The organism is Bacillus sp. BR3(2024) (assembly GCF_039134555.1).
Taxonomy (GTDB): domain Bacteria; phylum Bacillota; class Bacilli; order Bacillales; family Bacillaceae_G; genus Bacillus_A; species Bacillus_A cereus.
This window is the reverse complement of the sequence record NZ_CP152433.1, coordinates 1,248,602-1,261,299: the sequence shown is the minus strand read 5'-3', so window position 1 is coordinate 1,261,299 and position 12,698 is coordinate 1,248,602. Positions and strand designations below refer to the sequence as shown.

The following is a 12,698-nucleotide window of genomic DNA, read 5'->3' as shown; positions in this document are numbered from 1 at the left end:
CCCGTGCCCCTTTTATGAAATAATAAGTTCTTGTTTCTCGATATGTTCCATTACGTTTTCGAGCTCCTGCATCGTTTCAATCGTAAAATGAGCCCCATTTTCAACAAACCGATTACGAACTATTTCTATTTTTTCACGAAGCTCTACCAAATCCATACTCTCCACTTCCTCTTCCGTTAAACCAAGCTCACTACTTCCAAGAATTACACCAACTGTCCACATTCCAGCATTTCTACCTTCTTTCATATCTGATACTGTGTCCCCTACTTTTATCATATGGTTCATCGGATACACACCAAGTTCCATTGCATTTTTATAGCACATCCATGGGTATGGGCGGCCTGCTGGAACATCATCTGGCGTAACAAGAAAATCAGGTTTATATCCTTGTAACGCTGCTTCCTTTGCTACAATTTCCATCATTTCTCTCGTATAGCCCGTTGTTGAACCGATTTTAATGCCTCTCTCACGTAAAGAAGCGATTACTTCTTTTACCCCATCAATCGGCGTAGCATAACTTGGTAAAATAGAAAAGAGAATTTCTTCAAACTCTTCATACATCTCATGAATGTCTGCTTCTGTTGGTAATTGACCGAAGACACGCTTCCACTCATCCGCAATACGAGGCATTTCTGTTAGTGCCCTTACATGATCTATTTTTAATAATCCCATTGGCTTACGTGCTTCTTCTGCTGTAATTTCAACGCCGCGTTTTTGAAAAATCTTCATGAATACTTCTAGCGGTGCAAAACATCCGTAATCAACCGTCGTACCTGCCCAATCAAAAATAACTGCTTCAATTTTCATTCTGTCCATCACCCTTCTTACTTATCTTTTTTGCCATTGTGAAGTTCGGTTACGAAGTGCTTTCGTTCCCCATTCATATACAACTCTCACTACAATATTTGTAACAACAATAAGTACACTCATTGCAGCTGCTGGCGCTACATTTCCTGCATCATCCATATTTACGATTGATACGGCAGCTAGTTTAAAATCAGCTGCATATAGGAATACAACTGCCGATACAGTTACCATTGAATTTACGAAGTAGTACATTACCATTTCTAAAATTGCTGGTAAACACATTGGTACTGTTACTCGGAAGAATGTTTTATAAAACGGAATACCCATCGACTGCGAAACAAGCTCAAACTCTCGGTCTAATTTCTTTAAGGCAGTCGTTGCCGTGACAAATGTTACAGAATAAAAATGAATGATATTTACTAGTACTAATACAGCGATTGTTCCGTATAAAGAATGAAACGGATTCGTTACTGATAGTCCAAGAATTTGAATCGTTGGTTGACTAAAGAAAAAGACATATCCTAATCCGAGTACTAAACCTGGTATCGCTAACGGCACTATAGAGAAAAAGTAACCTGTTTTTCTGAAAAATTGTAGCTGGTCTATTTTCTCAATTGCATATGCGAATGCAAATGTTAAAATCGCCCCAATAACTGCTGTAACTGCTGAAACAATTACGCTATTTTTAAATGCTTCAAGTCCATCTCCTGTTAAACTTGAAAAATTAAAATGCTCAAATGTAAAACTCATATTATATGGCCATACTTTCACACTTGCAGCAATACCAACTGCAACAAATAATAGAATGATCATAAGTGTAATCACACTACAATATATGAATGAAATTACATCTCTTTTCTTATTAGCTATTATTCTGTACGGTACTGCTTTTGAAGATAAGAAATTCGCCTGCTTTCTTTGCGTAATACGATCAACTACAAATGCGAATATAGCTGGGATTAATAAAATCATTCCGACAGTTGCACCCATCGGCATATTTTGCTGTCCAATTACTTGTTTGTATACGTCAGTAGCAAGCACATTATATTGACCACCAACAATTTTTGGTGCCCCAAAATCAGTAAAACTAAGTGTAAACACAACAAACATTGCACTAATTAATCCGTACTTTACACTAGGTAAAGTAACCGTGAAAAATTGCTTTGTTTTACTCGCCCCTAACATATTAGAAGCTTCATATAAACGATAATCAGATCCTTGGAAGGCAATTAGCAATATAAGAAAGGCTTGCGGAAATGTATACATAACTTCAGCTATTACAATTCCTACTGGTCCATATAAAGGGATTTGTATACCTTCAAATAAACCAAACATTCCTTTCGTTACTAGCCCTTGATTACCAAATAAATATGTAAGTGCTATACCGTGCATCATCGTTGGTGCGAACAATGGTAATAACGCTACATACTGAAATACACGCTTTCCAAAAACATTCGTACGGGCAATTGCATATGCGTAAACGAATGCGATTGCAACTGAAATAATTGTTGTTGCGCCCGAAATCCATACTGTATTTTGTAAAGACTGAACTAAAGTTGGTGTTGTGAAATATTTACTGAAATTCGATAAACCAACGAAAATTCCATCTTTATTATAAAAAGCTTGTGTAAATAGTTGTAATAGCGGTAATACAAGTATGATAAGGAAAGAAAAAATCATACCGATAATTACGAGCCTTTGGATCCATTCCTCTTTCCCTATACTTCTCTTAATCTTTTTTTTCGTACTTTCTACCTTATAGTTTTCTAACATCTCCATCTATACAATGACCTTCTTTCCATATGACAACATATGATTTTCTGAGAAAGAGATTTGAATCGGCTTTCCTTTTCTAATAGCCGTTGCTTCTACTTCTGATGCTAATATATCCACTACAATTTTCTCATTATAAAGGTGTGTGTTTTCTTCTAAGACTCGCACTTCCGTCCGATATACAGATCCGCGAAATTCCATACTTTCCACAACTGATTTAATACCGTCCTTTTGTACAATTGTTACATGTTCAGGACGAATTGCATGTTCTTCGTTATTTTTCGAAAAGAAATTAATAGAACCAATAAAATCTGCCACAAACGGATTGGCTGGTCTTTGATAAATCTCCTCTGGTGTTCCAATCTGCATAATTTCCGCATGATTCATTACAACAATTTTATCAGCCATCGTTAATGCCTCTTCTTGATCATGCGTTACCATAATCGTCGTTACTCCTATTTTCTCTTGCAAATCACGCATTTCCCTACGTAATTTTTCACGCACTTTTGCATCTAAAGCTGATAACGGCTCATCGAGTAACAAAATATCTGGAGACAGAGCGAGCGCACGTGCAAGTGCTACTCGCTGCTGTTGTCCACCAGACATTTGAGCAGGATATTTATCTTTTACATTCAGCAAATCTACAAGTTTTAACGCATCTAGCGCTTTCTCTTTCACTTCTGCTTTCCCATATTTTTTTGTCTTTAAGCCGTATTCAATATTTTCAAGTGCTGTTAAATTCGGAAATAAAGCATACGATTGGAAAACCATTCCGAAGTTTCTCTTTCCAGGAGGCAATGCTGTAATATCTTTTCCATTCACAGCTATACTGCCAGTCGTTGGTTCCTCTAGTCCCGCTAAAATGCGAAGCAACGTCGTTTTCCCACAGCCACTTGGGCCTAATAAACAAACAAACTCATTTTTTTTCACAGTAAAAGAAATATCTTTTAACGCTGTAAATGCATCAAACTGTTTTTGAATGTGTTGAATTGATAAATATTCGCTCATTTTTCTCTCTCCCACTCACTTACTTTTTCGGTTCTGCTTTTTGGCCAAACTCTTTTTCCCATTTTTCTAAAATTTTGTCACGATTTTCTGCTGCCCATTTAAAGTCATTCTTTTTATATAATTTTTCCGTAACATCTTTCGGGAATCCCTCTGGAAGTTTATAGTCATTTTTAATTGTCGCAAATCCATTTTTCTCAAAGTATAACTTCATTACATCATCAGTAATTGCCCAATCTAAAAATGCTTGCGCTAATTTATCATTTTTCGCATTATCTTTCTTAATAAGTGCGTTCGCTTCTACTTCCCATCCTAATCCTTCTTTCGGCAGTACAACTTCAACTGGTGCACCTTTTTGTTTCTCTTTTAAAGCACTATAAACCATTGATACACCGACTGGATATTCACCTGCTCCTGCTAATTTCGCTGGTTTTGAACCTGAATGCGTATAACTTGCCATATTATCATGAAGTTTCTTCATGTAATCCCAGCCTTTATCTTCACCCATAATTTGTAGCCATGCAGAAACTGTTAAAAATCCTGTTCCAGATGATGCTGGATGTGGCATAACAAGTGTTCCTTTATACTCTGGTTTCGTTAAATCTTCATATGATTCTGGCATCGGTAAATTTTTCTTCTTTAACTCTTCTTTATTTACAGCAATCCCCGTCATAAATACAGTATTTCCTACCCATTTTTCAGGTTGCTTATCATCTTTAAATTGTGGAAGAACACGATCTGCTCCTTTTGGAGAGTATCCTTTTAACATATCTTTTTTATCTAAAGCTAATAGACTTGATGCCGCAGTTCCCCATACAACATCTGCTTGTGTATTTTTCCCTTCAGCTAGTAATTTCGCAGTAATAACTCCTGTTGAATCACGTACAATGTTCAATTTCACATCAGGATATTTCTTTTTAAAGGAATCAAGATAAATTGGTACAAGCTCTTCTTCAATGGCTGTGTAAACAGTTAATGATCCAGATAATTTGTCATCTTTCACTTTCGCTCCAGCACTTTCTTCTTTCTTTGCACCACACCCCATTAATAACGAAAATACCATTCCAGTCGCTACAGCTTTAAAGATTGTTTTTTTCACTGTTTCTCTCTCCTTTTACAAATCTTATGTACAACTCAAATATAAACAACTAGTGTAAAAGCAGTATTAAACCAACATTAATCTTTTGTTTGTTGTTTGTTTTTGTGTAATACGTTGCTACTTCTATGTTTTTTCGCATTTTTCTGCTAATAGAAAACACTAAATTTACAAATAATAAAAAAAACCTTTATAATCCCACAAAAAAATGAGGCGTTTGTAAAAAACGCCTCATTTTTGTTTCCCTTTTTTTGAATTACGATTAGCATACTTTGCGCTATTTTCTCCTTCATACTCTAATGCAAATTCTGCATCTGGTAAGCTTTCTTTCGGAGTTTTATTATTATTGATTGCCGCATTTTGTTTCACTTTTCTTTTTACCAATACATTCACCTGCTCTCAAGAAATCACTTTCTACTCTAGTTTGAAACAACTTAAAATAATTATTACTGGCAAGTGTTAACAAGTACATAAGAGGCGTTCGATGGAAATACTACATATGAAGAAACCATTATAAAAAGGAGCGATGATTTTGAAGAAAAAAGAAAAGATTCAATCACCGATTTTAGACGAAACGCTCCCGCATCAAATGAATTTTCCATCTTTTAAAGGAACAGGAAAAACGATGCAACAACCTTTTGTGAATCAATATGATGTTGTAATTGGAGACAGTAAATATAATTCCGAGAACAGTCCGCTTAACAATTGGAGTGATGAAGTAGATCCTGCCATTATGGCTGGCGATGAGTGGATCCATCCTACAAATGATATTGGCTGGATTTCAGAAGAAAATCAAGAATTGCTAAAAAACGAAGCGGATAATAAAAATGAAGCTTTTATGCATCCACAATTTGGCATTAACGACTAAAAAACCATTCTACCTAACGTAGGTAGAATGGTTTCATACTATCCAATAATAATCCGCTCTTTCGGGTATTTATAGCGAGGTGGTTGTTCCCTTCCACCACTAGCTAAAATAAATGTTAAAATGCCAACGCGTCCGATAAACATAAGCACAATAAGTACAAGTTTCCCAACAGTTGTTAAATCAGGCGTAACACCTGTTGATAGTCCCGTCGTTCCGAAAGCAGAACAAACTTCAACAATTAAGCTCATAAGCGGTACATTTTCCGTAATAGATAAAATGAATAGCGCAGTAGCACATAACAAAATCCCCATCGTCATAACGACAGATGCTTTCAGTACATCCTCTTCATGTAGCTGACGTTTGAAGACTCTAACTGTTCTACCGCCCCTTGCAAAGGTGTATAGTGACAATATACTAACAGCAAATGTTGTTGTACGTATTCCGCCCCCAACCGAACTTGGAGATGCCCCTATAAACATTAATATACTCATAAATAAAAGCGTCGGTTGTGACAATTCACGTATATCCATCGTAGCAAGTCCACCACTTCGCGTCGTCACAGATTGGAATAATGTATAAAATACAGTTTCATGCCATGACTTTCCTACTAAAAAATGATTTCTCTCCAGTAAAAAAATCATAATTGTACCAACAACAACGAGTGCAAAAAATGTTGTTGTCGTCAATTTTGTAAATAATGAAAAACGGAATAATTGTTGTCTCCTTTTACTAAGGAATTGTTTCACTTCCATTAGCACAGGGAAACCAATCGCTCCCAAAATAATTAGTAACATATGAATCATTTGAACAATATAATCTTTTTTATACGGAATTAATGATTGTCCTGTTAAATCAAATCCGCCGTTCGTAGTCGCACTAACAGCTGCAAAGAAACCGTGAAAATAAGCTTCTTGCCAAGTCGGAAAGTAAAGTAAAAATCTTGTACCTAATAGGATTGCTCCAATAAGTTCTATTGAAATAATTACAATCAAAATAGAACGCATCAATTCTACAAGACCCGATAAATTCCCTTGATTATGGTCTGCCATAATTAATCTTCTTCTTTGCAAACCAATCTTTTTCCCCGTAATGATCCAAACAAATGTACCAAGCGCCATAATTCCTAAGCCGCCTAATTGTAGAATAAGGGCTAAAACAATAATTCCTGCTGTAGTAAACGTATCTGAAATCGTAATAACAGACAGTCCCGTAACGCTTACCGCACTAACCGATGTAAAAAGCGCATCTATAAATGTCCATTTCACACCAGGCTTCGTAACAAACGGCAAACTAAGCAATATCACCGATACAACTACTGCTAACAAATAAAACAAAACGATGAGTTGTACAGGACGTAATTTTTGTAAAAACTTTTTTATATCTCTCATTCCATCACTTCGCTACCTTTTTTCTATCGATTAAATAAAGAAAAATCTTTACTTTCTTTATTTGTAAATAACTGCTCAAATAATTTGGCAAAGACCATTCCATATACAGTTCCATTACCTCCATACGGCAATGCGTAAAACAAATTATGTATCTTTTCGTCTTCTTTTAAAATGGGGAGACCATCATGAGTACCACCAAATGCGGCTGCCCAATAGTAGTCTGCCTGTATATTTTTATACTGCGGGAACATCTCTTTTACAATATTAATAAGGATATCACGCTTATGCAATAATTTCGTATCACCAATTGTTTGAATTTGCAGCGCTTCATCTAATCCGCCTACTATAATGCGGCTTCGATACGTTCGAAAATATAAGTAGGGCCGTGCCGTTTCCCAAATTAACGATCGCTCATGCCAGCCTTCAAACTGATCTATTTCATTTGTTACAATTGCATAAGAGGTGTCTACTGTTGTATTTTTTCTTTCTTTCTTTCCAAAAAGCGCTTCATAACCTGTCGCCATAATAATATTCTTTGCTACAATTTGATTTCCTATTTTCGTGTAACAAATTAAATCATTTTTACGTTTTTTTATATGTATTGCCTCTGTATGTTCATATATATTAGCTCCCATTTGATTTGCTTTATGCAAAAGACTGTGCGCTAATAAATACGGATTCACCTCGGCATCACCGTGTGTATATAATGCCGCTTGTTTTATGAAAGGATAACGTTTCTTAATATCAGATTCTGTAAAATACTCAACAGGAAATCCATAATTCTGTAACGTATTGTACTCCTCTTGTAAAAATGAGACATCCTCACTTTTACTTGCATAATATAAACTACTTCTCGGAATAAAATAGGGATCAATATCGAGAGTAGGTACCACTTTCTCCATTGTCCGTAACGCTTCGTAACACAGTTTATATGCTCGTACCCCTTTTTCTTCACCAAATGTATGGATAAGTGAGGTTAACGATTTATCATGAAGAAACTGTAATACACCTACATTTGCAAATGTACTACCACATGCAATTTCTCTTTTTTCAATAAGCATTACACTCATACCTATTTTCGCTAAAGAATACGCTATATGGGCACCTGCTTCGCCACTTCCGACTACAAGCACATCACATATCATATCACTTCCTAACGGTGGATAACAAGGTACTGAAACTCCTGTATTCCAAAACAACTTACCTGTCATAAGTTTCATAATTATACTCCTAAAATATAAATTTCTCCTTTCTATGTTTTGTTATTTTTCATAAAAAAATCCAACTAACATAGGCTAGTTGGATTTTTTATTTTTAATTAGAACGCTCTTCAAGCCAATTTCCAATCGTCGGATATGTTTGTTTTACAGCTGTTCCACCGTAAACGATAGACATATGCCCTGTTGGTAAACATACATATTGTTTATCTGTACTAGAAATATGGTCTAGTAATGCTTCTACTTGACATGGCAAAGCGATATGATCACGTTTCCCGGAAATATTTAAGACATTCGCCTTAATATTTGCAAGATCTACCTTTTGTCCGCGAATAACGAGTTCACCCTTAACCAATTTATTATTTTGATAAAAATCACGAATCCACTGTCTGTATGATTCACCTGGGAACGGAATACCATCACCAACCCACTTTTGAACCAATCTCCAGCTTTCGACGAAGCGTTCATTCTCTGAACGATCTACTAGAGCAACATATGGACCAACAAAGTTCGTAATTGGCTTTAACATTTTGTTTCCGAAATCAATCATTTCTGGCGGAATATTTCCAAATGTATCAACCGCTTTATCTAAATTGAAGTATTTCTCATCTAATAAAGGACCATACAATCCTGTTTCAGAGAAATCAAAAGGACTTGTCATGAAAATTAAATTACGAATTGGCATGTGCGGATGAAGCGCTGCATAAATAGAAGTTAGCGTTCCACCCATGCAATAACCAAGTAAAGAAATCTCGTCCGATTTTGCAGTTCGCATTACTTTTTTTACTGCTTTTGCAATATAATCAAACACGAAATCATCAAATTTCAAATGACTATCTTCTAAACCAAATGTGCCCCAATCAAGCATATATACATCAAAACCACGATCCACTAGATATTCCACTAAACTATTTCCAGGAGTTAAATCCATAATATATGGTTTATTAATAAGAGCATATATTAACAGAATTGGAACTCTTTGTGTTTTTTCTTGTTTTGGAATGTAGCGATAAAGCTTCGTCTTATTCTTCGTCCAAATAACCTCTTTCGGCGTTAATCCGACTTGCGGCTCTGGTTCACGTAATAAAATTTCACTCGCCCTTTTCACTCGGCGGTATGCTTTTCGGTACTCTTCTGGGTATAGCTCTAATTGCTTTTCCCATTCTGTTGCGAATGTAGTCATTTTTCTATCTCCTTTTTGGTCGATTTCCTTCTTAAAAAAAAAGAAGTGCATTCCTGCTATGGATATGCACTTTTTTCTTGCTTCATTACATATATAATCCGCCGTTAATGTTTAATTGTTGACCTGTGATATACGCACCGTCACGGCATAGGTATACTACACCTTTTGCAATTTCATCAGCTTGACCAAAACGTTTTTTCGGGATTTTTGCAACGATTTTTTGACGTACTTCTTCTGGTACTTCTGCTACCATTTCAGTATCAATAAATCCTGGGCAAATAGCATTTACAGTGACATTTGTTTTTGCAAGTTCTAACGCTAATGATTTTGTAAATCCTAACATACCCGCTTTTGCTGCTGAGTAGTTTGTTTGGCCAAATCCACCTGCTTGACCAATAATAGAAGAAATGCTAATAATTCTTCCTTCTTCTGCTTCCGTTATGTATGGAAGAACCGCACTTGTCGTATTAAATACGCTGCTTAAATTCACGTCAATTACGCGCTCCCAATCTTCACGATTTAACTTTTTGAATGTACGGTCTCTTGTAATACCAGCATTATTAACAAGAATATCAACTTTACCAAAATGATTCACAGTTTCTTCTACAAGTCGGTTTGCATCTTCTACTTTAGAAACATCCGCTTGCACTGCATAAACGTCATGTCCGTCTTTTCCTAATTCATTTACTAAATTTTCAGCTGCTTCTTTACTGCTATTATAGTTAATAACTACTTTCGCTCCCTCTTGTGCTAATGCTACTGTAATTGCTTTTCCAATTCCTTTTGCTCCACCTGTTACGATTGCTACTTTTCCATTTAATTGAACCATTTCTTTTCCCCCTTAAATGAATTTGTGAACGATTGTTATGAATCATTTTGGTACTCATACTATAGAGTCCATATATAATTATGTTTCGCTGTTTATACGTGAAAAGAGATTCTCCCTCTCTCTTTTATCTGTTATAAACAAGCGCTTTTATCATTTTTTATTTTCTGGTTTATTCGCAGGCTTTACCTCTTCTTTTACAGGTACTTGTAGTTTAGCTAGTACTGCATTTTGCTTTTCTAGCAATTCTAAAATTTGATCTACTTTTGTTTCAAGCGTACGAATATCTTGTTTTACTTTCGTTACATCACGCTTTAATGTAGGAGCTTGCCCTAAAGAATCTACTTTCTCCTCTAGAAACTCCTCAATGTTATCTACTTTATTTTCTAAGTTAATAACAAGCGTAGCCACTCTTGCGATATCCTCTTTCGTCGGCACATTTACTTGTTCTAAATAGTTTTTTGTCGTATCATTTAATGCTTTTTGATAAAACAAATTCAAATCTAGAACGCTGCCCATCCAAGCAGAATATTCTTCTGTTTTAATTGTTTCATTGAGCGCTTTTCCCCAAAATGTTTCGGTTTGTTCATAAGCATTTTTCCATGCTTGTAGTGGATCGAATTTTTGATCAATCACTTTACCTACACTCCCTTTTTCGTTTTTGAAACAATTCAACCTATTCACTATTTTCTAATATTCTGAATAAAACTTCAAGTCTATATTTTATTTTTTCTATTTTCTAACAAATGTGTTGACTTTAAAAACAGATAGGTGTAAATTGCACTTATAAGCAAAAAATTCCATCTAACTGATTCATGAGGTGATGCACAATCATGCTACAAAATGAACCAGAACAACGCGAAAGTTTGGAGAGCAACCAAGCGAAACAACCAAACTCCATGCCAAAAAACTTCTTAGTTCCCTTCTTACTTCTCTGTCTAAAAGACTGGAGTCTTCATGGTTACAAACTTATTCAAATGCTAATGGATATCGGCTTTTCTTCTGTTGACCAAGGTAATGTTTATAGAACACTACGCAAATTAGAAAAAGAAAACCTTATTTCTTCTACTTGGGATACAAGCGATGGAGGGCCGGCAAAAAGAATTTATTCTTTAACTGAATATGGAGAGCAATATTTAACAACATGTGCGACTTCTTTTGAACATTATCAAAATATGTTGCGAACGTTTTTCACGTTATACACCAATGCATTCTTTCCATTTTCTACTTCTCCAGAAAAGGATGAAACGGATTCTTCATCTTCACCTGGTGGTACAGCAGAGTAATCTGCGTTCACAATATGCAAAAAAACATTTGGGGGTCAAACAATGGAAACTAAACCATACGAATTAGTCGATGCATTTTGGAAAAACTGGTCTCAATCACTTTCCCTTTTCTCTTCAGCTGGGAAGCAATTAGAGCAACTTACTTTAGAAACATTAAAACAACAACAAGACGCTTTGCATAAATTAACATCAGGAGTAGATGAACTAGAAAAAGAACTACAACAACTCACTGCTCAGTTCAATAACCAATATACAGATTACGTGAAACAATTAACTGGAAACTCCTTAAATGATCAAATTAACGAGTGGCAGGACAAATGGAAGGAACTTTCTGCTCATATGCATCAGCTTACTGTTTCTCCTACAAAAACATCATTGTCAATTCTTACCCAAACAAGCGGCCAATTTGAAGAAACAACAAAACAATTTATTGAGCAACAACAATTACAACGTGAAGAGGCTCAAAAACAGTTAGAGGGTTTTTTGGAAGAGTTCAAGTCAAAACAGTTGGAACTCGCAAAAAAGTTCGAGGAAAACTCAAAAAATCTATTTACTTCCATCAAGTAAGAAAAATGTGGGAGCTAACCGCAGCACAAACAAAACTCTTTCTTCCTCCTACTACATCAAGATGGCTAACATTTTTCGATATGGAAAAGAAGGAGGACAAAATGAATCCATTTCAAGAAGCACAAACTGTTCCGGAGCTTCGCTATGATGAGATTCAAGTCGGTGATCAAGCATCCCTTACAAAAACAATTACAGATGAAGATGTTATCAATTTTGCAAAATTGACTGGGGATGTGAATCCTATTCACATTTTAGATTCTTTTGCAAAAACGACAATGTTTAAAGAACGTATTGCTCACGGTATGCTCGTTTCGAGTTTTATTTCTACCATCCTTGGAACGAAACTCCCAGGCAAAAATACGATTTATTTATCCCAAAATGTTTCATTCCGTGCCCCTGTCAAAATCGGTGATACACTTCGCGTTGTGGCAGAGGTTATTAAGAAGCGTGATGATAAAAAAATCATTACGCTGCAAACAAACATATATAATCAATCAGATGATATTGTCGTGGAAGGAACAGCGACAATACTAAAAAAAGAGTAGCAAATTTGCTACTCTTTTTTCTATCCAAGAACTTCTAATCGCACCGATTACTTCCGCGTATGAGTACGTCGTTTCCACATAAAATAACGTTACCAGTTTAGATAAGAACTTAGCTGAACTGGACTACTCATAAGGAT

At 35.7% G+C, this 12,698-nt stretch carries 14 protein-coding genes; 4 read left to right on the top strand and 10 right to left on the bottom strand.

Annotation, left to right across the window (positions count from 1 at the left end):
- Positions 1–12: 12 nt before the first annotated feature.
- From phnX to V7S45_RS06500, 5 genes are all read right to left on the bottom strand, one after another.
- A complete protein-coding gene (phnX, locus tag V7S45_RS06520; RefSeq protein WP_025687765.1) occupies positions 13–807 on the bottom strand; it encodes a phosphonoacetaldehyde hydrolase in 795 nt (264 codons plus the stop codon).
- A gap of 21 nt (positions 808–828) precedes the next feature.
- Positions 829–2,586, bottom strand: coding sequence for a putative 2-aminoethylphosphonate ABC transporter permease subunit (locus tag V7S45_RS06515; protein ID WP_025687764.1), 1,758 nt, complete (start codon positions 2,584–2,586; stop codon positions 829–831).
- Positions 2,587–3,588, bottom strand: coding sequence for a putative 2-aminoethylphosphonate ABC transporter ATP-binding protein (locus V7S45_RS06510; protein ID WP_000006189.1), 1,002 nt, complete (start codon positions 3,586–3,588; stop codon positions 2,587–2,589). It lies immediately after the preceding gene.
- A gap of 19 nt (positions 3,589–3,607) precedes the next feature.
- Complete coding sequence (locus tag V7S45_RS06505) at positions 3,608–4,684, bottom strand: putative 2-aminoethylphosphonate ABC transporter substrate-binding protein (protein WP_025687763.1); 1,077 nt, start codon at positions 4,682–4,684, stop codon at positions 3,608–3,610.
- A gap of 228 nt (positions 4,685–4,912) precedes the next feature.
- Positions 4,913–5,065 (bottom strand): hypothetical protein, encoded by a 153-nt coding sequence (locus V7S45_RS06500; RefSeq protein WP_000240799.1) that lies wholly within the window; start codon positions 5,063–5,065, stop codon positions 4,913–4,915.
- 148 nt (positions 5,066–5,213) lie between these two features.
- Here V7S45_RS06500 and V7S45_RS06495 point away from each other — a divergent pair, with 148 nt between their 5' ends.
- Positions 5,214–5,549 carry a DUF3905 domain-containing protein gene (locus V7S45_RS06495; RefSeq protein ID WP_000726024.1) on the top strand — a complete coding sequence of 112 codons (336 nt, stop codon included), beginning with the start codon at positions 5,214–5,216 and terminating at the stop codon, positions 5,547–5,549.
- Between the two features lie 38 nt (positions 5,550–5,587).
- Here the strand turns inward: V7S45_RS06495 and V7S45_RS06490 are convergent, their stop codons facing one another.
- The 5 genes from V7S45_RS06490 to phaR all read right to left on the bottom strand — a co-directional run bounded on the left by V7S45_RS06490 (position 5,588) and on the right by phaR (position 10,799).
- Positions 5,588–6,937 (bottom strand): TrkH family potassium uptake protein, encoded by a 1,350-nt coding sequence (locus V7S45_RS06490; RefSeq protein WP_001204707.1) that lies wholly within the window; start codon positions 6,935–6,937, stop codon positions 5,588–5,590.
- A gap of 23 nt (positions 6,938–6,960) precedes the next feature.
- Entirely contained in the window at positions 6,961–8,157 is a 1,197-nt protein-coding gene (locus V7S45_RS06485; RefSeq protein WP_000772577.1) for an FAD-dependent oxidoreductase, read from the bottom strand.
- 94 nt (positions 8,158–8,251) lie between these two features.
- Positions 8,252–9,337 carry a class III poly(R)-hydroxyalkanoic acid synthase subunit PhaC gene (gene phaC, locus V7S45_RS06480; protein WP_000206336.1) on the bottom strand — a complete coding sequence of 362 codons (1,086 nt, stop codon included), beginning with the start codon at positions 9,335–9,337 and terminating at the stop codon, positions 8,252–8,254.
- An 85-nt stretch (positions 9,338–9,422) separates the two neighbouring features.
- A complete protein-coding gene (locus V7S45_RS06475) occupies positions 9,423–10,166 on the bottom strand; it encodes an acetoacetyl-CoA reductase (RefSeq protein WP_000250409.1) in 744 nt (247 codons plus the stop codon).
- 150 nt (positions 10,167–10,316) lie between these two features.
- Positions 10,317–10,799: a polyhydroxyalkanoic acid synthase subunit PhaR gene (gene phaR / locus V7S45_RS06470; RefSeq protein ID WP_000566942.1), complete on the bottom strand. Its 483-nt coding sequence runs from the start codon at positions 10,797–10,799 to the stop codon at positions 10,317–10,319.
- Between the two features lie 197 nt (positions 10,800–10,996).
- Between phaR and phaQ the strand changes: the two genes are divergently transcribed.
- From phaQ to V7S45_RS06455, 3 genes are all read left to right on the top strand, one after another.
- A complete protein-coding gene (phaQ, locus tag V7S45_RS06465) occupies positions 10,997–11,449 on the top strand; it encodes a poly-beta-hydroxybutyrate-responsive repressor (protein ID WP_000939956.1) in 453 nt (150 codons plus the stop codon).
- 42 nt (positions 11,450–11,491) lie between these two features.
- Positions 11,492–12,016 carry a polyhydroxyalkanoic acid inclusion protein PhaP gene (gene phaP, locus V7S45_RS06460; protein WP_000448594.1) on the top strand — a complete coding sequence of 175 codons (525 nt, stop codon included), beginning with the start codon at positions 11,492–11,494 and terminating at the stop codon, positions 12,014–12,016.
- 101 nt (positions 12,017–12,117) lie between these two features.
- A complete protein-coding gene (locus V7S45_RS06455) occupies positions 12,118–12,561 on the top strand; it encodes a MaoC family dehydratase (protein ID WP_001067916.1) in 444 nt (147 codons plus the stop codon).
- The last annotated feature ends 137 nt before the right edge of the window (positions 12,562–12,698 follow it).